This is a genomic window from Streptomyces sp. NPDC049585 (genome assembly GCF_040675615.1).
GTDB classification, from domain to species: domain Bacteria; phylum Actinomycetota; class Actinomycetes; order Streptomycetales; family Streptomycetaceae; genus Streptomyces; species Streptomyces luteosporeus.
The window spans coordinates 1-21765 of record NZ_JBFAPE010000009.1 but is presented as its reverse complement, the minus strand read 5'-3'; the positions used below and the strand labels follow the sequence as shown (position 1 = coordinate 21765).

Below are 21765 nucleotides of genomic sequence, written 5' to 3'. Positions count from 1 at the left end.
CCTCTACCCGGGGGTCACCGGTACTTTCCAGCCATGGGGGCGATGGAAGCGGGGGACGTGCTGGACGGGCGCTACCGGCTCGTCGGCGCCCTCGGCCGCGGCGGCTTCGGCGAGGTCTGGAAGGCCTTCGACGAACGCATGCTGCGCCATGTGGCGATCAAGGTGCTGGGACCGGACGAGGGCGGCACCGACTCGAGCCGGGCCGCGGCCCGGTTCTGGCAGGAGGCCGTGATGGCCGGCGGCCTTTCGCACGCCCACATCGTCACGGTGTACGACTTCGGCAGGACCCGGTACAACGGCCACCACCAGGACTTCCTCGTGATGGAACTCCTGCCGGGACGGTCGCTGTCGCGCATCCTCGCCCAGGGGCCGCCGTCCGTGACCAGGTCCCTCGCCTGGGCGTCCCAGATCTGCGAGGCGCTGCACGCCGCGCACGGGGCGGGAGTGATCCACCGGGACATCAAGCCCCCCAACGTCATGGTCGACGAAAGCACGGACAGGCTGAAAGTGCTCGACTTCGGCATCGCCAAGAGCAGTCAGCTGCAGCTGGACCTCACGCTGCCCGGCCAAATCCTGGGATCCGTCGGCTACATGGCGCCCGAACGCATCACACTGGGCCCGGTCGACGCGCGCTCGGACCTGTACTCGCTGGGGTGCGTCCTGCACGAGCTCCTGACCGGCCGCCCGCCCTTCAGCGCACCGGGCGCCGATCCCGCCGCCCTGCTCCACGCCCACGTCCACCAGCCGCCCCCGGCCCCCGGCGCCTGCCGGCCCGGCCTCCCGCCGGAGGCGGACCGGCTGGTCCTGGACCTCCTGGCGAAGGACCCCGCGCAGCGGCCGCACAACGCCGCCATGGTGCGGGAGCGGCTGGCTGCGCTGGAAAAGACGATCAGGGAGCCGGGCTGGACGGCCCTGCTCGTCACGGCCGACTCCCCGGAAGGCGTCCTGCGGCAACGGCTGCAGGAGGCCGAGACCGTGGGGAACGCGGGCCGCGCGGGCCGCGCACGCATACTCCTGCGGGGAGTCGTGTCCGACTGCACCCGTGCGCTGGGACCGGATCACCCCTGCACGCTCACTGCGCGGCTGCGCCTGGCGTACTTCACGGGCGAGGCGGGGTACCTCGATCAGGCGCGCATCGCAGCCGAGCGGCTCGTCCGCCGATGCCGCGCGGCGCTGGGGAACGAACACCGGCTGACGTTGGGGGCACGTGTTGAGCACGCCCGCTGGACCGAGGAGTCGTTACGGGCGCACGAAGCGCTGGCCCTGTGCCCACCGCTCATCGCCGACTGCACGTCCGTACTCGGACCGGATGCCGTGGAGACCTTGGAGGCGAGGCTGGTCCACGCCCATGCCCTCTCGGCCCGGGACGACGATGCGGAGGCCCGCGATCTCTCGGCTGGTTTGATGAGCCATTGCGCACGGGTCCTCGGCGACGCCCATCCCCTGACTTTCCGCTCGCGGGCACTGCACGCCCTGTCGACGTTCGCCGCCGGGGAAACGGAACGTGCCATTGCTCTGACTGCTGCAATGACTCGCGACTGCGGTGACGCGCTGGGCCCCGATGCACCGACCACGCTTGCGTGTCGGCTGACAGATGCTGTCTGCTTGACAGAGGGCGATCTCTCCGAATGCTTCAACCGGATTCGGCTTCTGGTCCCGGACTTCCAGCGCGTGATGGGACACGATGCTCCCCTCACACTGATGGCACGCGCGCTGGAGGCAACCGCCACCACAGTCACCGTTGACCACAGCGGTGGTATGCAGCAGTTGGAGAGAGTCGCTGCCGACTCCTCGGACATCTTTGGTCATGATGCGCCCCTCAGCCTCGTGATCAAGCAAGGGCACGCCACATTTCTTGCTGCAAAGGGCGACTACCGCCAGGCCCACGCCCTGCTGACCTCCCTCGTGGCCGTCGGCACCCAGGACCTCGGCCCCGACGCGTTCTTCACCCAAAAGGTCAAGAAGGCGTTGAGCGAGCTCCCGGCCCCTGCCCCTCCTCGCCCGCGCCGCGGTCGGCTGGCTGCGCTGGCCCGGTGGTTACTGGACAGCTCCGGCTGACCGCGATGACCTCCCCGCGGAAGAACTCCGGGCTGCGGCGCTGCATCACCAGCATCAGCACCACGCCCAGCAGCAACAGACCGACGCCGATGACGAAGACGGAGCCCACGCCGAGCACCGAACTGCCGCTGCCGTAGGTGGGGTCCCACATGTCGTGGAGGGTCTTGCAGAAGACGGCGGCGAGCAGTGTGCCGCCTATGAGGGGGAAGACGCCCTTGAAACACGCATCCCGCACCGAATTCCTCAGCTCGGCGCGGAAGTACCACGCGCACGCGAACGCGGTGAGCGCGTAGTAGAAGCAGATCATGAGGCCGAGGGCGTAGACCGTGTCGATCAGTACGTTGCGGCTGAGCCAGCTCATGACGGCGTAGAAGACGCCGGTCGCCGCGCCGGCCGCGATCGTGGCGCGGCCGGGGGACTTGAAGCGCGGGTGGACGCGGGCGAAGGACGGCGGCAGGGCGCGGTAGGTGCTCATCGCCAGGACGGTGCGGGCCACCGGCAGGAAGGTGGTCTGCAGGCTCGCCGCGGCCGAGGCCAGGACGGCGACGAAGAGCAGGCTGCCCGCGGTGCTGCCCATGACGGGGCCGGCGAGGGAGGCGAAGACGTTGCCGGCGGTGTCGGGGTTGCCGAGGCCGGTGCCCTGTTCGCCCACGCCGGCGAACATCTGCGTGGCGACGGCGGTCAGCAGGTAGGAGCCGACGAGGGTGGCCATGGCGAGCAGCGCGGCCCGGCCGGGGGTGGCGGCGCTGCCCTCGGTCTCCTCGTTCACGGTCAGGCAGGCGTCCCAGCCCCAGTACATGAAGATCGACAGGGACAGGCCGGCCGTGAAGGCGCCGAAGGACTCGACGCCGAAGGGGTTCAGCCAGGTCCAGGAGAAGCCGGTCGCACCCGGCAGGGTGCCGGTGCGGGCCTTGGAGACGGCCATGACGACGAAGAGGGCCAGGACGGCGAGTTGCAGGGCGACGAGGGCGTACTGCACGCCCTTGGTGGCGGTCATGCCGCGGTAGCTGACGGCGGTGGCGGCGGCGATGAGGGCGAGGCAGGTGGCGACGTGCACCGGGCGGTCGTCGTCGAGGGCGGCGACGGCGTCGCTGCCGGTGAGTTCGCCGAGGAGCAGGTAGAGGAAGGAGGTCGCCACGCCGGCGAGGTTGGACAGCACGATGATGGTGGCGATGACCAGGCCCCAGCCGCACAGCCAGCCGGTCCGCGGCCCGAAGGCCCGTACGGTCCAGGTGAAGGAGGTGCCGCAGTCGGGCAGGGAGCGGTTGAGCTCCCGGTAGGCGAAGGCGACGAGCAGCATCGGCAGGAAGCCTGCGAGGAAGACGGCGGGCATCCGCACCCCGACCTGCCCGGCGGTGGGGCCGAGGGTGGAGGTCAGGCAGTAGACGGGCGCGACGGTGGAGATCCCGATGACGGCGCTGCCCAGCAGACCGACGGAATTGCCGCCGAGCCCTTTGGCGCGCACGTGTCCTGCGTCTGCGGCCCTCGGCCGCGGAGCCACCTGAACCATGGCGAGGACGTTAAGTGCTGCTGTTTCCGCAACCAGGTGGGCCGATTCCCGCCTTACGGCCGGTAACGCCGGAGGTCAGCGGCCCGCCCGGGCGGTACGGGAATCGCAGCGGCATCCCTTTTGCCCCGGTTCAAAATTTTCCCGTCCCCGCCGCTCCCCCCGTCCCCGCCGCTCCCCCCGTTCCCGCCGTTCCCCCCGTCCCCACCGTCTCCGTGTCCCGGCCCGAGCGCAGCAGCCGGCCCGGCACCGCGCCGGTGACCACGTCGTGGCGTACCGTCTCGATGCCGTTCACGCGCACGCTCACCACGCCCACGGCCCGGGAGTCCAGGCGCGCCCCGTCACCGGGCAGGTCCCGTACGAGCGCCGCCGGGGCGGCGTCGATGCGCTCGGGGTCGAAGAGCACCAGGTCGGCCCACCAGCCTTCGGCGATGCGGCCGCGCTCGCGCAGCCCGAACAGCCGCGCCGGCTCCTCGCTCAGCATCCGTACCGCCCGTTCCAGCGGCACGAGTTTGCGTCCGCGCAGGCAGTCGCCGAGGAAGCGGGTGGGGTAGGGGGCGCCGCACATGCGGTCCAGGTGGGCACCGGCATCCGAGCCGCCGAGGAGGACGTCCTCGTGCTCCCATGCCTCGCGGCGCAGTTCCCAGCTGGCGGGGTCGTTGTCGGTGGGCATCGGCCACAGGACGGTGCGCAGGTCGTCGGCGGCGCAGATCTCGACGAGGGTGGCGAACGGGTCGCTGCCGCGTTCGGCGGCGATGTCGGCGACCGTGCGGCCGGTGAGCCCGTCGTTCTCCTTGGTGTAGGTGTCGCCGATGACGTAGCGGCCGAAGTCGGTGAGCCGGCGGAAGGAGCCGGCCTGCGGACTCGCGGCGCCGCGCAGCATGGCGGCGCGGACGACGGGGTCGCGGAGCCGGTCGATGCGTTCGGGCACCGGCAGGGCGAGGATGTCGCCCCAGCCGGGCAGCAGGTTGAGGGCGCAGTAGCTGCCCAGCGACATGTTCATGGGGGCGAGGACGGGCATGGTCAGGGCGACGATGCGGCCGCCTGCGGCGCGGGCCCGGGCGGCGGTGGCGAGCTGGTGGGGCACGCGTCCGGGTTCGGCGGAGTCGATGGTGAGCACGTTCCAGTTCAGGGGGCGGCCGGCGGCGGCCGTCAGCGCCACCAGCAGCCGGCTCTCCTCCTCGCTGAAGCGGTCGAGGCATCCGGCGACGATGGCCTCCAGCTGGGTGCCCTCGTGTGCGCCGACGGCGCGGGCGAGGGCGAGCAGTTCACCGGGGTCGGCGTGCCGGGAGGGGACGGGGCGGCCGTCGCCGTCGGAGTGGGTGGGCGAGCGCGTGGTGGACAGCCCCCAGGCTCCGGCGTCCATCGCCTCGTGCAGGAGGCTGAGCATCCGGTTCAGCTGGTTGTCGTCGGGGGTGCCACCGACGGCGTCGGGTCCCATGGCGTACCGGCGCAGGGCGCAGTGGCCCACCATGAAGCCCGCGTTGACGGCGATGCGGCCCTCGAGGGCGTCGAGGTAGTCGGCGAAGGAGGACCAGTTCCACGGCGCGCCTTCCTCCAGGGCGGCCAGGGACATGCCTTCGACCTTGCTCATCATCCGCCGCGTGTAGTCGGCGTCGGTGGGACGGCCGGGGTGCAGCGGTGCGAGGGTGAATCCGCAGTTGCCGCCGACGACGGTGGTGACGCCGTGGCTCATGGAGGGGGTCGCGCAGGGGTCCCAGAAGAGCTGCGCGTCGTAGTGGGTGTGCGGGTCGACGAAGCCGGGTGCGAGGACGAGCCCGTCCGCGTCCTCCTCGGTGCGCGCGCGTTCGCCCACCCGTCCGCCGGCCATCACTGCGGCCGGGCCGCGCCGGACCAGGGCTATCCGCCCGTCCTTCAGGCCGACGTCCGCGGTGTAGGCGCCGGTTCCGGTGCCGTCGACGACGGTGGCACGGCGGATGAGGTGGTCCAGCACGGTCGGGTCCTCTCACTCGGCGTCGAGCGGTGAAGGGCACTTCCGGTGGGGACCGGGGCGGCGGCCCGGGAGGCGCCGCCCCGGCGTGTGCGGCACCGCGGCGTGTGCGGCACCGCGGCGTGTGCGGCGCCGGGTGTCAGGCGCCGGCGGCGGCTTGGCGGTAGCGGGTGGTGCGGTGCACCGGGTCGGTGTCGATCTTGGGAATCACGTGCTCGCCGATGAGCCGGATCGTGGTCATCGTGTCCTCGTACGGGATGCCGATGGGCAGCCCGAAGGCGAGCTGATCGGCACCGGCCTGCTCCCAGCGCTTGCACTGGCGGAAGACCTCGTCGGGGTCACCGCAGATCATCAGTTCCTCGGCGATGAGGAGTTCGATGATCTCGGCGCTGTACTCGGGCAGCAGCTCGGGCCAGCGGGGGATGCCCTCGGGCCGGGGGAAGGTGTCGTGGTAGCGGAAGAGCAGCGACTGCAGGTAGTTCAGCCCGCCGCCGACGGCGATCTCGACGGCCTTCGCGTGCGTCTCGGCGCAGATGGCGGTGGTGGTGACCATGACGTTGTCGTTGACGAAGTCACCGACCGGGCGGGCCTCGGCGACGGCGCTCTTGTAGGAGTCGACGACCCACTCCATGTCGGCGACCTTCTGCACGCTGAAGCCGAGCACGCCCAGGCCCTTGCGGGCGGCCATGGCGTACGAGGAGGGGGAGCCGGCGGCGTACCACATGGCCGGGTGGGCGGGCCCGTACGGCTTGGGCAGCACCTTGCGGGGCGGCAGGGACCAGTGCCGGCCCGTGAAGCCCTCGTACTCCCCCTCGCGCCACATCCGTGGGAACTCCGCGACGGTCTCCTCCCAGATCTCCTTGGTGACGTCCATGTCGGTGACGCCCGGCAGGAAGCCGAGGATCTCGTGGCTGCCCGCGCCGCGGCCGGTGCCGAACTCGAAGCGGCCGCCGGAGAGGTGGTCGAGCATGGCGGCCTTCTCGGCGACCTTGGCGGGGTGGTTGACCTGCGGCAGGGGGTTGAATATGCCGGATCCGAGGTGGATGCGCTCGGTGGCGTGGGCGAGGTAGCCGAGGAAGACGTCGTTGGCGGAGAGGTGGGAGTACTCGTCGAGGAAATGGTGCTCGGACGCCCAGGCGTACTTGAAGCCCGACCTGTCCGCCTGGATGACGTATTCGGTCTCTTCCATCAGCGCGTGGTGCTCGGCCTGCGGGTCGGTGCGCGAGCGGCTCGCGGGTACGTAGCCCTGCACGAAGATCCCGAATTCCACGGAGGTCACCGCCTGTCTTCCGGTTTCTCTGCCGACGTGCTCGAAGTAACCGAGGCCCTCGAAGTAACTGACGCCCTCGAAGTGATTGACGTACTCGTGGCACCTGATGTGACTGACACTCCGTCAGATGCGCCCCGACTGTGGCACCGGTCACATCGACCGTCAAGGGTGACCGGGGTCGCCCCTCGGCCCCCGCCCCTCAGCCCCCGGCCCACAGCCCCTCGGGGGTCAGCCCCAGCAGCTCGATCGCGTTGCCCCGCACCAGGCGCTCGACCGCCTCCCGCGGCAGGTGCGCCATCTGCTCCTCGGCCACCGCACGGGAGCGCGGCCAGGTGGAGTCGGAGTGCGGGTAGTCGGTCTCGTACAGGACGTTGGCCTCGCCGATCGCCGCGAGGTTGCGCAGCCCGAAGGCGTCGTCGAAGAAGCAGCCGTACACGTGCCGGGCGAACTGCTCGGACGGCGGGGTGAGCACCTTCTCCGCGACTCCGCCCCAGCCCCGGTTCTCCTCCCAGACGGTGTCCGCCCGCTCCAGGATGTAGGGGATCCACCCGATCTGCCCCTCGGCGTACATGACGCGCAAGCCCGGGAAGCGGTCGAACTTCCCGGACATCAGCCAGTCGACCAGAGAGAAGCAACAGTTGGCGAAGGTGAGCGCCGAGCCGACGGCCGGCGGGGCGTCGGCGGAGGTGGAGGGCATCCGCGAGGAGGAACCGATGTGCATGGCGACGACCGTGCCGGTCTCGTCGCAGGCGCGCAGGAACGGGTCCCAGCCGTCGCCGTGGACGGACGGCAGACCCAGGTGCGGCGGTATCTCGGAGAAGCACACGGCCCGCACGCCCCGGGCGGCGTTGCGCCGCACCTCCTCGGCGGCGAGCCCCGCGTCCCACAGGGGGACGAGCGTCAGCGGGATGAGCCGGCCGGCGGCCGCGGGGCCGCACCACTCCTCGACCATCCAGTCGTTGTAGGCGCGCACGCACGCGAGCGCCAGCTCGTGGTCGGCGGCCTCGGCGAAGGTCTGGCCGCAAAAGCGCGGGAAGGTGGGGAAGCACAGCGAGGACTGGACATGATTCGCGTCCATGTCGGCCAGCCGTTCGGCGACGGCGTACGAGCCCGGCCGCATGTCCTCGTAGGTGATCCCCTCCAGTTTCACCTCGTCCCTGGAGCATCCGACGGCGGAATCCAGCCGCGTCAAAGGACGGCACAAATCCTCATAGACCCACCAGTCCGCCGGCGGCCCCTCGCCTCCCTGCGCGCCCATCACAGGCGTGAACCGGCCGCCGCGGAAGGTCATCCCCTCGACCGGCGCCCGCACGACGCGCGGCCCGGCGTCACGGAATTTCGCCGGTAGCCGGTCCCGCCAGACGTCGGGGGGCTCGACCACATGGTCGTCCACCGAGATTATCTTGGGGAAGCTCGCCATGGCCGACACGTTAGCGCCGATCTGACGAACCGTCAGTAACCCGGTGCTCCGGTCCACGGCGGACCGTGTGCAGAGGGCCGGACGCCTTCTGACGCCGAGCCGCGGAACAAGGCAGACTGGCCGGTGCGACCGAGCAGGACAGGCAGGGGGTCACGATGGCCGGCGACACAGGGCACGGGCAGCAGCTGCGCTTCACCGTGCTCGGCCCCGTCCGCGCCTGGCGCGGCGAGGAAGCGCTCCACACCGGGTCACCCCAGCAGCGCGCGCTGCTCGCCGCGCTGCTGCTGCGCGGCGGCCGCACCGCCACCGCGCCCGAGCTCGTCGACGCCCTGTGGGGCGAGGAGCCCCCGCACGCCGCCCTCGCCGCGCTGCGCACCTACGCCTCCCGGCTGCGCAAGGCCTTCGGCCCCGACGCGGACACCCTGGTCAGCGAGGCCGGCGGCTACGCGATACGGGTCCGGCCCGGCGGGCTGGACATCGACCGGGCCGAGCGGCTGGCCGCCGAGGCCGACAAGGCGCGCGGCAACGGCGAGCGCTCCCGCGCCCGCGACCTGATCAACCAGGCCCTCGCCCTGTGGGACGGCGAACCGCTGGCCGGCCTGGCCGGCCCGTACGCCGAGACCCAGCGCGCCCGCCTGGAGGAGTGGCAGCTGACGCTGCTGGAGACCCGCCTCGACCTCGACCTCGAAGTCGGCGGGCACGCCGACGCCGTCTCCGAGCTCACCGCCCTGACCGCCGCCCACCCGCTGCGCGAGCGGCTGCGCGAGCTGCTGATGCTCGCCCTGTACCGCAGCGGCCGCCAGGCCGAGGCCCTCGCCGTCTACGCCGACACCCGCCGCCTGCTGGCCGACGAGCTGGGCGTGGACCCCTGCCAGGAGCTCTCCGAGCTCCAGCAGCGCATCCTCAACGCCGACAGCGCCCTGAACGTGCAGCTGACCGGCGACCGCGCCGGCGCCGGGCCCGCCTTCGTACGGCCCGCGCAGCTGCCGGCGACCGTGCCCGACTTCACCGGCCGCACCTCGTTCGTCGACGAGCTCAGCGACCAGCTGGCCACGGCCGACGGCAGCATCATGGCCGTCTCCGCCGTCGCCGGCATCGGCGGCGTGGGCAAGACGACGCTGGCCGTGCACGTCGCCCACGCGGCCCGCAACCACTTCCCCGACGGCCAGCTGTACGTCGACCTGCAGGGCACCGGCCCCGTGCCGGCCGAGCCCGAGGCGGTGCTGGGCTCCTTCCTGCGCGCCCTCGGCATCCCCGACTCCGCGATCCCGGAGGGCGTCGAGGAGCGCGCCGCCCTCTTCCGCTCCACCCTCGACGGCCGCCGCGTGCTCACGCTGCTCGACAACGCCCGCGACGCCGCCCAGGTACGCCCGCTGCTGCCCGGCAACGAGGGCTGCGCCGCCCTCGTCACCAGCCGCAGCCGCATGGTCGACCTCGCCGGCGCCCACCTGGTCGACCTCGACGTGATGAGCCCCGACGAGGCGCTCGTGCTCTTCACCCGCATCGTCGGCCCCGAGCGCGTGGAGGCCGAGCGCGACGCCGCCATGGACGTCGTGGCCGCCTGCGGCTTCCTGCCCCTGGCCATCCGCATCGCCGCCTCCCGGCTCGCCGCCCGGCGCACCTGGACCGTCTCCGTCCTCGCCCGCAAGCTCGCCGACGAACGCCGCCGCCTGGACGAGCTGCGCGCCGGCGACCTCGCCGTCAAGGCCACCTTCGAACTCGGCTACGGCCAGCTCGAACCCGCCCAGGCCCGCGCCTTCCGCCTGCTCGGCCTCGCCGACGGGCCCGACATCTCGCTGGCCGCCGCGGCCGCCGTGCTCGACCTCGGCCACGAGGAGACCGAGGAGCTCCTGGAGTCCCTCGTCGACACCTCCCTGCTGGAGTCCGCCGCACCCGGCCGCTACCGCTTCCACGACCTCGTCCGCCTCTACGCGCGCTCCTGCGCCGAGCGGGACGAGCACCCGCCGGCCGAGCGGGCCGCGGCCCTCTCCCGCCTGCTCGACTTCTACCTCGCCACCGCCGCCGGCGTGTACGTCCTCGAACGCCCCGGCGACCGCCTGCTGAGCCACCTGACGCCGACCACCCACCCGGGGCTGTCCTTCAGCGACCGCAGCGCCGCGACCGACTGGCTCTTCTCGGAGGCCGGCTGCCTGCTGGCCTGCGCGCGGCAGCACGCGCACAGCGGCGGCGCGACCCTGCGCCGCGCCGTCGACCTGCTGCTGGCCGCCAAGGACCTGGCCGAGTCCGGCGCCGACTCCCGGCAGTACGAGCAGGCCGCCAGGGCCCTGCTGGCCGCCACCCGCGCCGCCGGCGACAGCCGCGCCGAGGGACGGGCGCGCACCGTCCTCACGCACGTGCTCAACTGGTCCGGCCAGTTCGACCCGGCCGAGGAGGAGGCCCGGCGCGCCGTCCTGCTGGGCCGCTCGAACGGCGACCCCATCCCCTGCTGCTACGCCTCCAACAACCGCGGCATCACCGCCATCTACCAGCACCGCCACGAGGACGCCGAGGCGTACATCAGCGAGGCGCTCGCCGCCTTCCGCGCCGACGGCAACCGGCCCGGCGAGGCCAGCGCCCTGAGCAACCTCTCCCGCGTCCACCAGGACACCGGGCGCGTGCAGTCCGCGGTGCGCCTGGCCGAGCAGGCGCTCGCCATCTACCGCGAGGTCAACGTCTCCTGGCGACTGGCCAACGGCCTGTACGCCTACGGGCTGGCCCTCACCCACGTCGGACGGCACCAGGAGGCGCTGGACCGCCTCAACGAGGCGCTGACCGTCTTCCGCGACAACCGGCAGCGGCTGTGGGTGGGCCTCACGCTGTTCCGGACGGCCGAGATCTACCTGGCCGCCGGCAAGTCCGCCCAGGGCGCGGCCCAGGCCGAGCAGGCCCTGGCCCAGCTGCGCGGCATAGGCGGCGACTGGCGGCGCGGCAACGTGCTGACGGTGCTGGGACGCTGCCTGGACCAGTTGGGGCAGCCCGGCCGCGCCCACGCCTGCTGGACGGAGGCGCTGGCCGCCTTCGAGCGCCTGGACGCCCCGGAGGCGGCCGAGGTGCGCGGGCTGCTCGCGGTCGTGGCGGCGGCGTAGGTCTTCCCGGCGCGCCTCCCGGGGTGCATCCGGGAGGGGCACCGGAGGGGCTCCGGAGGGGCTCCGGAGGCCGCCCGGGGGCCGCCGGAGGGCCGCAAAAAGCCCTGGACGTGCCCGTTCATCGATCGTTTATCGTGACGCGTCAATCTAAGGGATGTCGATCCGTCGCGTCGGGGGGCAGGCGGGTCGTGGGTGAGGCCTCACCTCAGGGCGTCACAACCCTGAAGATGCCCGTCCGGCGGTTCTCGGGGGAGTCGCCGGGCGGGTCCGCACAACCTCCCCAGAGCCCGTAACGACTCGCACTGCACGGAGTAGATGAATATGAGCGACGACAACGTACGCAAGGCGCCCGTAGCGGCAACGCCGCAGGACGACCAGGCAACGGGCGCACCGATCAGCACCGCCGCGCAGGCCGCCACGGCGCCCGCGGCGTCCACGGGGGAGACGCCGCAGGACGACCACGCGGGCGGCACCCGCGCGTTCACCATGGCCGACGACCACGCGGGGAGCCCGCCCGCCCTCAAGCTGATGGACGACCACGCGGGCAGCCCGCCGGCCTTCAAGCTGATGGACGACCACGCGGGGTCGGAGAAGCCCTTCTGACCTGAGAGCGGAACACAGAGCGGGGCTGCTTCCGGTCGGGGGGCCGGAAGCAGCCTGTACAACCCGGGAGCAGGGGATTCCTGCAGGCCGGCCGGTGGGATCGACGGGGGGATCCACGGGGGAACGACGGGGGACCCGCGGGCCGGCCGACAGGAAGAACCGGCAACCGGTGAACGGTAAGGGGAACACCGCAGGGGCCTGCGTCGGCGGCAGGGAGGGGGAGCCGTCGGCGCCGGCCCCTGCGGCCGCTTCACGCACAGCAGCGCCATGCACAACGGCGCCACGCACAGCGGCGTGAGACAGACCGACGCACCGACAACCGACCCACACGCGTACGCACCACAGCGCGACCCCCGGACAGAGGAGAGGCCGATGCACCGCACCCCCAAGACCATCCGCACCCTGACGCACGGCAGGAAGGGCCTGGCCGTGCTCGGCCTCGCCGCTGCCGCGGCGGTCATCGCCACGGTGCCGGCCGCCGCCGACGACCACAGCGCCGGACAGGCGCAGGCGAGCACCTCCGTAGCGCCTGTCGCCCCGGACGACCACGCCATGGGTGGTGCCGACGACCACGCGATGGGCGGCGCGGACGACCACGCGAACCTGCCGCCGCGGTAACCGCCGCGGCAGCCGACCGCCGCTGCACGACGAGCCCGCCGCCCGCCACGGGCGGCGGGCGTCATCGTGTCCGCTCGCGCAGGGCGCTCTTGAGCACCTTGCCGGAGGCGTTGCGCGGCAGCTCCGGTACGAACTCCACGTCGCGCGGCACCTTGTAGTTGGCCATCTCCCGCCGCGCCCAGGCGATCAGCGCCTGCGCGGTGACCGGCTCGGGCGCGCCCGGGCGGCGCACGGCGAAGGCCTTGCCGACCTCGCCCAGCCGCGCGTCCGGCACGCCGACGACGGCGACGTCGGCGATGCCCGGGTGCCGGGCCAGCACCTGCTCGATCTCGGCGGGGTAGGCGTTGAAACCACCGACGATGAACATGTCCTTCACCCGATCGGTGACCCGGAGGTTGCCGTCGGCGTCCAGGACACCGACGTCACCGGTGTGCAGCCAGCCGTCGCCGTCCACCGCGCGGGCGGTGGCCCCGGGGTCCTCGAAGTAGCCGGACATCACCTGGGGCCCGCGCACGAGGATCTCCCCCGGCCGGCCGGGCGGCAGGCGCCGCCCGTCGGCGCCGGTCACCTTGACCTCGGTGCCCGGCAGGGGCCGGCCGGACGTCCCGGCGACGACCTCCACCGGATCGCCGCGCCGGCACATGGTGACCACGCCCGTGGCCTCGCTCATGCCGTAGGCGGTGAGCACGGTGGCCACGCCCAGCTCGTCGTGGAGCCGCTCGACCAGGCGCCGGGGCACCACGGCGGCACCGGTCACCACCACCCGCAGGGACGACAGGTCGTAGGTGTCGCGCGCTGGGTGGTCCAGCAGGGCCTGCAGGACCGTCGGCGGGCCGGGCAGCACGGTGACGCGCTCGGCCGCGACGGCGGCCAGCACCGCCTCCGGGGAGAAGACCGGGTGCGGCACCATGGTCGCGCCGCGCATCAGGCAGGCGATGACCCCCGCCTTGTAGCCGAAGGTGTGGAAGAACGGGTTGACGACGAGGTAGCGGTCTCCTTCCCGCAGCCCGGCCAGCTCGCTCCAGGCCGCGAACGTGCGCAGCGTCTGCCCATGCGTGATGACGGCGCCCTTGGGCTCGCCCGTGGTGCCCGAGGTGAACAGGATGTCCGAGGGCGCGTCGGCCCCCACCGCGTCGGCCCGGGCCCGTACGGCGGCGGCCGGCACGGCGCGTCCGGCGGCGAGGAACTCCCGCCAGGTGCGCAGGTCCGCCGGTGCGGTGCCGGCCAGGACGACCACCTCGCGCAGGTGCGGCAGCCCGGGCAGCGGCGCGCCCGCCGGCGCGGACCCGCCCTCGGCGGCACGGCGGCGCGGTGGCCCGGCGGCGGTGGGCGGGCCGGGCCGCTCGCCGGCCGCGCTGCGCAGGGCGGCCACGTAGGAGGTGCCCAGGAAGGTGCCGGTGACGAAGAGCAGCCGGGCCCGGGTCCGCGCCAGCACCTGGGCGGCTTCGGCGCCCTTGAAGCGGGTGTTGACGGGGACGAGCACGGCGCCGGCCGAGACCGCGCCGAGGGCGGAGACGATCCAGTGCAGGCTGTTCGGGGCCCACACGGCGACCCGGTCGCCCGGCTCGATGCCGGCGGCGGCGCAGGCGGCGGCCGCCCGCTCCACCCGCTCGCCGAGCTCGCGGTAGGTGATCCGGGTGCGGCCGTCGACGACGGCCTCGTGTCCGGCGTACCGCGCGGCTGCGCGGCGGACGAGTCGGGGTATCGCGTCGGGTATCGCGTCGGTCCCCAGGTCATCGTGCATCGCACGCCCTCCCCGGCCGGCCGCGGGCCGTACGCCCCGCTCACCACTAGCTGACTGTCCGTCAGATTAGCGATAGCCTTCCGCGCTGTCAGCATCGACAGCACGGAGGCGGCGATGACGGCAACGCTCAAGGACACCACCGCAATCGTCGGCATTGGCCAGACCCCCTTCGCCCGACAACTCCCCGAATCCGAGAAAACACTGGCCTGCCGCGCCATCCTCGCCGCGCTGGACGACGCGGGCATTCCCCCTTCCCAGGTCGACGCCTTCGCCTCGTACACCATGGAGAACACCGACGAGGTCGACATCGCCAAGGCCATCGGCGCCGGCGACGTCACCTTCTTCTCCCGCGTCGGCTACGGCGGGGGCGGCTCGTGCGCGACCGTCGCCCACCTCGCCGCCGCCATCGCCACCGGGCAGGCGACCGTCGGCGTCGCCTGGCGCTCGCGCAAACGCGGCTCCGGCCCACGCCCCTGGCGCGACACCGTCAACCAGCTGCCGACCCCGGCCCAGTGGACCCGGCCCTACGGCCTACTGCGGCCCGTCGACGAGATCGCGATGCTGGCCCGCCGGTATCTCCACGAGTACGGCGCCACCCGCGACCACCTCTTCGACGTCGCCCTGGCCTGCCGCAACCGCGCCAACCAGAACCCGGCCGCGGTGATGTACGACCGGCCGCTGACCCGCGAGATGTACATGACCTCGCGCTGGATCAGCGAACCCCTCTGCCTGTTCGACAACTGTCTGGAGACCGACGGCGCCCTGGCCTGCGTCGTCGTCTCCGCCGAACGCGCCCGCGACTGCCGCCGGCGCCCCGTCCTCGTGCACGCCGCCGCCCAGGGGCTGCCCGCCCAGCACCACGGCATGGTCAACTACTGGACCGACGACCCCCTGGCCGGCCCGTCCTGGACGGCCGCCCGGCAGTTGTGGAAGAACGCCGACTTCGGTCCGGCGGACATCCATGTCGCCCAGATCTACGACGCGTTCACCGTGCTGATCCCGCTCTCCCTGGAGGGCTATGGCTTCTGCGGACGCGGCGAGGGCGCGGCCTTCGGCGAAGGCGGTGCGCTCGAACTCGGCGGCCGGCTGCCCCTGAACACCAGCGGGGGCGGCCTGAGCGAGGCGTACGTCCACGGCTTCAACCTCATCAACGAAGGCGTCAGACAACTCCGCGGCACCTCCACCGCGCAGGTGCCCGGCGCCGCGACCTGCCTGGTCACGGCAGGCGAGGGCGTCCCCACGTCGGCTCTGCTGCTGAGGAGTTGAGCTCATGTCCTCCATGATGAGGGGCACCACTGACAACGGCCTGCTGCTGCCCGTACCGGACGACGACGGGCGCCCGTTCTGGGAGTTCGCGGCGCGCGGCGAACTGCGCGTCCAGTCCTGCGCCGACTGCCACCGGCTGCGCTTCCCGCCCCGGCCCTGCTGCCCGCACTGCCACTCCTTCGCCGCCCAGTGGCGCCGGATGTCGGGACGCGGGCGCATCTGGTCCTACGTCCTGCCGCACCCTCCCCTGCTGCCCGGCTACGCCGAGCACGCCCCGTACGACGTCGTCCTCGTCGAACTGGGCGACGCCCCCGGCATCCGGCTGGTCGGCAACCTCGTCGCCTCCCCCACCGCCCCGCTCGGCTCCGTCGACCGCTCCCGGCTGCGCATCGGCGCACCCGTGAAGGTGGTCTTCGCGGAGATCGCCCCGGGGGTGCACCTGCCGCGCTGGCAACTGGAGCACTCATGACCCTGCGCGTCGAACGGCGCGACGACGGCGTCGCCCTGGTCACCCTGGACCGCCCCGAGCGGCACAACGCCATCGACCCGGACACGGCCGAGGCACTGACCGCCACCTGGCACGGTTTCCGGTACGACGAGTCCGTACGGGCGGTGGTCCTCACCGGCACCGGCGACCGGGCCTTCTGCACCGGCTTCGACCGCTCGGCCGACATCCCGCAACCGGCCTCGCCCTACTCGGTGGACGATCCGCTGCGCTCGATCGGCCCGAAGTCCTGCGACCTGTGGAAACCGGTGGTGGCCGCCGTCGGCGGAATGGCCTGCGGGGGAGCGTTCTACCTGCTGGGCGAGGCCGAGTTCGTCATCGCCTCGGAGAACGCCTCCTTCTTCGACCCGCACACCAGCTACGGCATGGTCAGCGCCTACGAATCGGTGTACATGGCCCAGCGCATGCCCTTCGGCGAGGCCGCACGCATGGCACTGATGGGCACGGCCGAACGCCTGTCCGCCCGGCGGGCGTACGAGACGGGGCTGGTCACGGAGGTCACCGCGCCGGGCGGGGCCACGGCGGCGGCCCTGCGCGCGGCGGCGGTCATCGCCTCGTACCCGACCGAACCGGTGCAGGGCACCGTACGGGCGCTGTGGGCGGCCCAGGAGGCCACCCGGGCGCACGCCCTGTCCTTGGCGCCCCACCTCATCGGCCCGGGCAACCTGCCCCCGGCCGCCCAGGCCCACAGGTTCGCATCCCGCACCGACGAGCACCGGCTGCGCTAGGACGCGTGCGGCGGATCGTCGCCAAGGGCCACCACGGCGCCCCGTAAGGGGCGCGGGGCGTTGTCGATGTGCGGCTGCCGCCGCGTGGGCGCGACAAGCCACGACGTGCCCGCAGTCGGCCCCCGGGGTGGCGTGGCAGCTACGAGCCGTCGCCGGCCGATCGCGCCCACGCGGCGCAGCCGCAGATCGTCACCATCCCGCGCCCCTACGGGGCACTGCACGATCCGCCGGACAGCCCTTGGGTGCGTCCGCCCTGCAAGGGGCGCGCGCTGCGGCTGCCACCGCGTGGGCGCGACAAGCCACGACGCCGGCAGACGAAGAGCCGTGCCGCGCCCGGATCCCGGGGCCCCAGCGCGCAGGCCGTCCCGGGGCGGGGGCGTCAGCGCCGGGTCTGGCCGGTGCCCTTGGCCGCGTCCAGCGCGTAGACGCAGCGGTCCTTGCTGCACGCGTACACCACTCCCCCGGCGGCCACGGGCGAACCCGTGATCTCCCCGCCGGTGGCCAGCTTCCAGCGCAGCTGGCCGCCCGTGGCATCCAGCGTGTACAGGCAGTGGTCGGCGGAGCCGAAGTGCACGCGGCCGTCGGCGACGACGGGCGTGCCGACGATCTCGCCGCCGGCGGCGAAGCGCCACTTGGGGGTGCCGGTGACCGCGTCCAGCGTGTACAGCGCGCTGCCGCTGCCCAGGTGCACCGCCCCGCCCGTGACGAGCACCGGCTCGGTGGACTGGCGGGCCTCGGTGGCGATGCGCCAGCGGTCACGGCCGGTGGCGGCGTCGAGGGCGTAGACGGTGCCGAGGTAGTCGGCGATGTACACGCCGCCGCCGGTGACGGCGGAGCCGGGGGCGTGGGCGGGCGGGCCGAGGAAGACCGCCGGTGCCTCGAACCGCCAGCGCACGTCGCCGCGGGCCGCATCGATGGCGAGCACGCGGGTGCCCGCCGCCACGTACACGACGCCGTCGGGGGCGCACAGCAGCCGGACGGGCACACCGCCGCAGGCCGCCGCGTCGCCCACGGGGTAGGACCAGCGCTCGGCGCCGGTGCGGGCCTCCAGGGCGCGCAGCCGGGCGTCGGCCCACACGTAGACCGTGCCGTCGTGGATCTGCGGCCCGCAGTCGGGGGTCTCGAAGTCGGTCTGGGCTCCGCCCATCTCCCACAGCAACTCGCCGCTGGCCGCCTCCCACGCCTGCACGCCGCCGCCGCGGGTGCCGGTGACGACGGTGCCGCGGTCGGCCTTGAGGGAGTAGACCCAGCCGTCGGTGGCCAGCCGCCAGCGCTCGGCGCCGTCGGTCGCATCCAGCGCGTACAGGGTGGGGCCGTCGGAGGCGTGTATGCGGCCCTCGGTCACCGCCATCGCCCAGGCGACGTCCCGGGTCTTGAACTGGCGCCGTCCGCTGGCCACATCCAGGGCGTGCACCTCGAAGGAGGTGACGTACAGCAGGTCGCCGGCGACCACGGGCGTGCCCCACACGTCGTTGGACATGCGGAACCGCCAGGGCCGCCACCGCCCCGGCTCGGCCTGTCCATTGGTGGCGGCCTCGGCGGCCGGGGCGGGGGCCTGCACGGGCAGGGAGGGGGCCGGGGCGCCGGACGTGGGCAGGCCGGACGGGGGGCGCACCCAGCCGGTGGCCTGGCCGGTGCCGGCGAGCGCGTGCGGCTCGCGCGCGTCGGCGACGCGCAGCCCGGGCCCGATGGGCACCTGGGAGCCGGCCAGGCGCACGACGCCGTCGGGCGCGGGGGCCGGGGCTGCCGCGTGCCGGCCGGAGGCGGCCGCGGGGCCGCTCCCGAGGCCGTGCGGCCCGCTCAGGCCGCTGCGCGGGTCGGGGGCGCCTGCCCTGCCGGGGCCCTGGGCGGGCGGCCTGCCGGCGGCCCAGCCGGTGCCGCCGTGGGCGCCGGAGGGCTCGTACCCCGCGGCGGGCTCGGGGGCCGGCGGCCGGGTCGGGCGGGGCGGCACGGCGGAGCGGTTGCCGCCGCTGCGGCCGCCCGTCGCGGTGCCGGAGGAGGTGGGGCGGTGACCGGCCCGGCGCTCCTCGATCAGGGTGACGGCGTTGGGCGGCAGCCAGGCGGAGGCCGTACCGCTGTCGTCGTCCCCGTTCGCGGCGAACAGGTGGGGGGCGAGCTGGGACTGCAGGTCGGCCGGGCTGGGCCGGTTCTCCGCGGCGGTCTGCATGCAGGAGTCGATCAGGGGGCGCAGCTCGTCCGGCAGCCCGCCGAGATCGGGGCCTTCGCGCAGCAGCTGGAAGACCGTTTCGACGGGGTTGGCGCCGTGGTAGGGGGCGTGCCCGGTCGCGGCGAAGACGAGGGTGGAGCCGAGGGAGAAGACGTCGCTGGCGCCGGTGACGCTGCGGGAGTCGCGCGCCTGCTCGGGCGACATGTACGCGGGCGTGCCGACGGCGACGTTGGTCATGGTCAGCCGGGTGTTGGAGACCCCGGAGGCGATGCCGAAGTCGATGACGCGGGGGCCGTCCTCCACGACGAGCACGTTGGAGGGCTTGAGGTCCCGGTGGACCAGGCCGGCGCCGTGGATCGACTGGAGGGCCTCGGCCACGCCGGCGGCGAGCCAGCGCACGGCCTGGGCCGGCAGGGGCCCGCACTCGTTGACGATCTCCTCGAGCGAGGGGGCCGGGACGTAGGCGGTGGCCAGCCAGGGCACGGCCGCCCGGGGGTCGGCGTCGACGACGGCGGCGGTGTAGAAGCCGCTGACCGCCCGGGCCGCTTCCACCTCACGGGTGAAGCGGACGCGGAAGAGCTGGTCCTCCGCCAGCTCCGTGCGCACCGTCTTGATCGCCACGCGCCGGCCGGACGCCGAGCGGGCGAGATAGACCAGCCCCATGCCGCCGGCGCCGAGACGGCCGAGCACCTCGAACGGGCCGATCCGTCTCGGGTCGTGCTGCGTAAGCTGCTCCACCACTGACCTGCCACCTCCCCGTGGGGCTTGAAAGGTTTTCCAGCCCCGTGCAGCGTCTCACCGCGAAAATTATCCCGGGGTACGCACCCTGATTCTTCCTGGCGAAGCCCCCGGTTGCGAACCCGGGGCACGCTTCGCCGTGTCTCCGTCATATGGGGCGAAATCCCGCCATCCGCGACGCCCCGCCCCTTCGGGCCTTCTCTGCTCCTGCCACTTACTCCTCGGTGGTCACTCCCGTCCCGGAGTGGAGACGTCGATGACGGCGAAGTCGGCTCCCTGGTCGTCGGCGAGCACCGCGAACCGGCCGTAGGGGGTGTCCTGGGTCTCCAGGCGCACCCGCCCGTGCAGGCCGAGTGTCCGGCGCACGACCTCGTCGCAGTCGTCGACCACGAAGTAGACGAGGAAGTGGGCGGGCATCTCCCTCGGATAGCGGTCGTCCATGACCACCCGGCCGCCCACCGCCCGGTCGGGCGTCCCGGGCGCCCCGGTCGGCGTCCACAGGGCGAAGTCGGTCGCGGCCTCCTCGCTGACGTCGTGCGTGGTGAAGCCGAAGACCGACTCGTAGAAGGGGTCCACGGCCGGGGCGTCCCACGTCCACACCTCCGTCCAGCCGAAGGAGCCCGGCTCCCCGCGCTTCTCGAAGCCTTTGTGGGCGGCCGCCTGCCAGACGCCGAAGACGGCTCCGCCGGGGTCGGCGGCCATGAGCATCGTGCCGAAGGGACCGATTGCCATGGGCCCCATGACGATCTGGCCGCCGGCGGCGCGGATCCGGTCGCCGGTGGCGGCGGCGTCGGGCGAGGCGAAGTAGACGGACCAGGCCGTCGGCATGCGCCCGTCCGGCTTGGGGGCGAGGGCTGCGACGTTCTTCCCGCCGTGGAAGGCCTGCGTGTAGTGCCCGTACTCACCGCCGCTGTCCTCGAACGTCCAGCCGAGGATCTCGCCGTAGAAGCGCTTGCCGGCCTCGACGTCGGCCAGCATGACGTCGGCCCAGCACGGGGTGCCTTCCGGGAATCCGTCCGGTGCTGTGCTCATGTCCCAGCTCCTCTCCTGGTGCCACCGTAGAGCCGGATCACGGATCCCGCGCGGCCTGTGGACAACCGGTCGACAGGGGCTGTGGACGAGGGGGTCCACAGCGTGTTGATAGGACAATTCACCGGTACGGGCCAATCCGCTTCAACTGTCTCCTCACCCCTGCACACCCCTCCTGGCCTGCACTTTCACCCCACTTGGCACCCCCGCCCCCATTTGCATGCGGCCGAATCGCGCTCCGATCACCCCTCGGTAAGCTGACGGCATGACAGGACAAGTACGCACCGTCGACGGCCGGGTGGCCGGCCGCCGCGGGCAGGCGACGCGGCAGAAGTTGCTCGACTGCCTCGGTGAAATGCTCAGCTCGTCGCCGTACCGCGACGTCAAGGTCATCGATGTCGCCCGCCGGGCCGGCACCTCGCCCGCGACCTTCTACCAGTACTTCCCCGACGTCGAGGGCGCCGTCCTCGAGATCGCCGAGGAGATGGCCAAGGAGGGCGCGAGCCTGACCGAGCTGGTGGCCGGGCGCAGCTGGGTCGGGAAGGCCGGGTGGCAGGCCGCCGAGGAACTGGTCGACGGCTTCCTCGGCTTCTGGCGCCGGCACGACGCGATCCTGCGCGTCATCGACCTCGGGGCCGCCGAGGGCGACAAGCGGTTCTACAAGATCCGCATGAAGATCCTCAACGCGGTGACCAACTCCCTCACCGACTCGATCAAGGAGCTGCAGACCAAGCGCAAGGTGGACGCGGACATCAACCCCGCCGCCGTCGCCGGCTCGCTGGTCGCGATGCTCGCCGCCGTGGCCTCCCACCAGAAGGGCTTCCAGAGCTGGGGCGTCAAGCAGGCCGAGCTCAAGCCGAACCTGGCACTCCTGGTGCACCTGGGCATCACCGGCAAGAAGCCGACGAAGTGACGTCCCGCGGGCGGCACGTCCCGCAGTAACGCTCCGCCACCTGGTACGGCGGACGGTCGAACACCCCTGCGCGTCCTGTCATCACGGCGGCGGGGGGGGGGGGGGGCCCCCCCCCCCCCCCCCCCCCCCCCCCAAAAAAAACCCCCCCCAAACAAAAAAAAA

At 73.1% G+C, this 21765-nt stretch carries 14 protein-coding genes and 1 pseudogene; 8 read left to right on the top strand and 7 right to left on the bottom strand.

Features of this window, described 5'->3' with window-relative positions:
• Window positions 1-33 precede the first annotated feature (33 nt).
• Entirely contained in the window at window positions 34-2058 is a 2025-nt protein-coding gene (locus tag AB0K17_RS12895) for a serine/threonine-protein kinase (RefSeq protein WP_365982984.1), read from the top strand.
• On the opposite strand, the gene AB0K17_RS12890 is transcribed toward AB0K17_RS12895, so the two are convergent.
• The 4 genes and pseudogenes from AB0K17_RS12890 to AB0K17_RS12875 form a co-directional block, all read right to left on the bottom strand.
• Window positions 1958-3568 carry an APC family permease gene (locus AB0K17_RS12890; RefSeq protein WP_365982983.1) on the bottom strand — a complete coding sequence of 537 codons (1611 nt, stop codon included), beginning with the start codon at window positions 3566-3568 and terminating at the stop codon, window positions 1958-1960. The genes AB0K17_RS12895 and AB0K17_RS12890 overlap by 101 nt on opposite strands.
• Before the next feature lie 202 nt (window positions 3569-3770).
• Window positions 3771-5519 (bottom strand): annotated as a pseudogene (locus AB0K17_RS12885) (D-aminoacylase); the annotation flags it as partial.
• A 136-nt stretch (window positions 5520-5655) separates the two neighbouring features.
• Window positions 5656-6786: an LLM class flavin-dependent oxidoreductase gene (locus AB0K17_RS12880; protein WP_365982982.1), complete on the bottom strand. Its 1131-nt coding sequence runs from the start codon at window positions 6784-6786 to the stop codon at window positions 5656-5658.
• Window positions 6787-6985: 199 nt separating this feature from the next.
• Window positions 6986-8206 (bottom strand): amidohydrolase family protein, encoded by a 1221-nt coding sequence (locus tag AB0K17_RS12875; protein ID WP_365982981.1) that lies wholly within the window; start codon window positions 8204-8206, stop codon window positions 6986-6988.
• Between the two features lie 155 nt (window positions 8207-8361).
• On the opposite strand from AB0K17_RS12875, the gene AB0K17_RS12870 reads away from it, so the two are divergent.
• From AB0K17_RS12870 to AB0K17_RS12860, 3 genes are all read left to right on the top strand, one after another.
• Window positions 8362-11292: a BTAD domain-containing putative transcriptional regulator gene (locus AB0K17_RS12870; protein ID WP_365982980.1), complete on the top strand. Its 2931-nt coding sequence runs from the start codon at window positions 8362-8364 to the stop codon at window positions 11290-11292.
• Between the two features lie 321 nt (window positions 11293-11613).
• Complete coding sequence (locus AB0K17_RS12865) at window positions 11614-11895, top strand: hypothetical protein (protein ID WP_365965635.1); 282 nt, start codon at window positions 11614-11616, stop codon at window positions 11893-11895.
• Window positions 11896-12267: 372 nt separating this feature from the next.
• On the top strand, window positions 12268-12513 hold the full coding sequence (locus tag AB0K17_RS12860) for a hypothetical protein (protein ID WP_365982979.1): 246 nt from the start codon (window positions 12268-12270) through the stop codon (window positions 12511-12513).
• 61 nt (window positions 12514-12574) lie between these two features.
• Here AB0K17_RS12860 and AB0K17_RS12855 read toward each other — a convergent pair whose 3' ends face one another.
• Entirely contained in the window at window positions 12575-14257 is a 1683-nt protein-coding gene (locus tag AB0K17_RS12855) for an AMP-binding protein (protein WP_365982978.1), read from the bottom strand.
• A 114-nt stretch (window positions 14258-14371) separates the two neighbouring features.
• Between AB0K17_RS12855 and AB0K17_RS12850 the strand changes: the two genes are divergently transcribed.
• Genes AB0K17_RS12850 through AB0K17_RS12840 form a run of 3 tightly spaced genes read left to right on the top strand, consistent with a single transcriptional unit; the run spans window position 14372 to window position 16756 of the window.
• Window positions 14372-15523, top strand: coding sequence for a lipid-transfer protein (locus AB0K17_RS12850; protein ID WP_365965638.1), 1152 nt, complete (start codon window positions 14372-14374; stop codon window positions 15521-15523).
• Window positions 15524-15527: 4 nt separating this feature from the next.
• A complete protein-coding gene (locus AB0K17_RS12845) occupies window positions 15528-15992 on the top strand; it encodes an OB-fold domain-containing protein (RefSeq protein ID WP_365965639.1) in 465 nt (154 codons plus the stop codon).
• Window positions 15989-16756: an enoyl-CoA hydratase/isomerase family protein gene (locus tag AB0K17_RS12840; RefSeq protein ID WP_365982977.1), complete on the top strand. Its 768-nt coding sequence runs from the start codon at window positions 15989-15991 to the stop codon at window positions 16754-16756. The genes AB0K17_RS12845 and AB0K17_RS12840 overlap by 4 nt, the downstream gene beginning before the upstream one ends.
• A gap of 379 nt (window positions 16757-17135) precedes the next feature.
• On the opposite strand, the gene AB0K17_RS12835 is transcribed toward AB0K17_RS12840, so the two are convergent.
• Both AB0K17_RS12835 and AB0K17_RS12830 read right to left on the bottom strand, forming a co-directional pair.
• Window positions 17136-19664, bottom strand: a complete 2529-nt coding sequence (locus AB0K17_RS12835) for a PQQ-binding-like beta-propeller repeat protein (protein WP_365982976.1) — start codon at window positions 19662-19664, stop codon at window positions 17136-17138.
• Between the two features lie 225 nt (window positions 19665-19889).
• Entirely contained in the window at window positions 19890-20693 is an 804-nt protein-coding gene (locus AB0K17_RS12830; protein WP_365982975.1) for a VOC family protein, read from the bottom strand.
• 262 nt (window positions 20694-20955) lie between these two features.
• On the opposite strand from AB0K17_RS12830, the gene AB0K17_RS12825 reads away from it, so the two are divergent.
• On the top strand, window positions 20956-21603 hold the full coding sequence (locus tag AB0K17_RS12825) for a TetR family transcriptional regulator (protein WP_365965642.1): 648 nt from the start codon (window positions 20956-20958) through the stop codon (window positions 21601-21603).
• Window positions 21604-21765 lie beyond the last annotated feature (162 nt).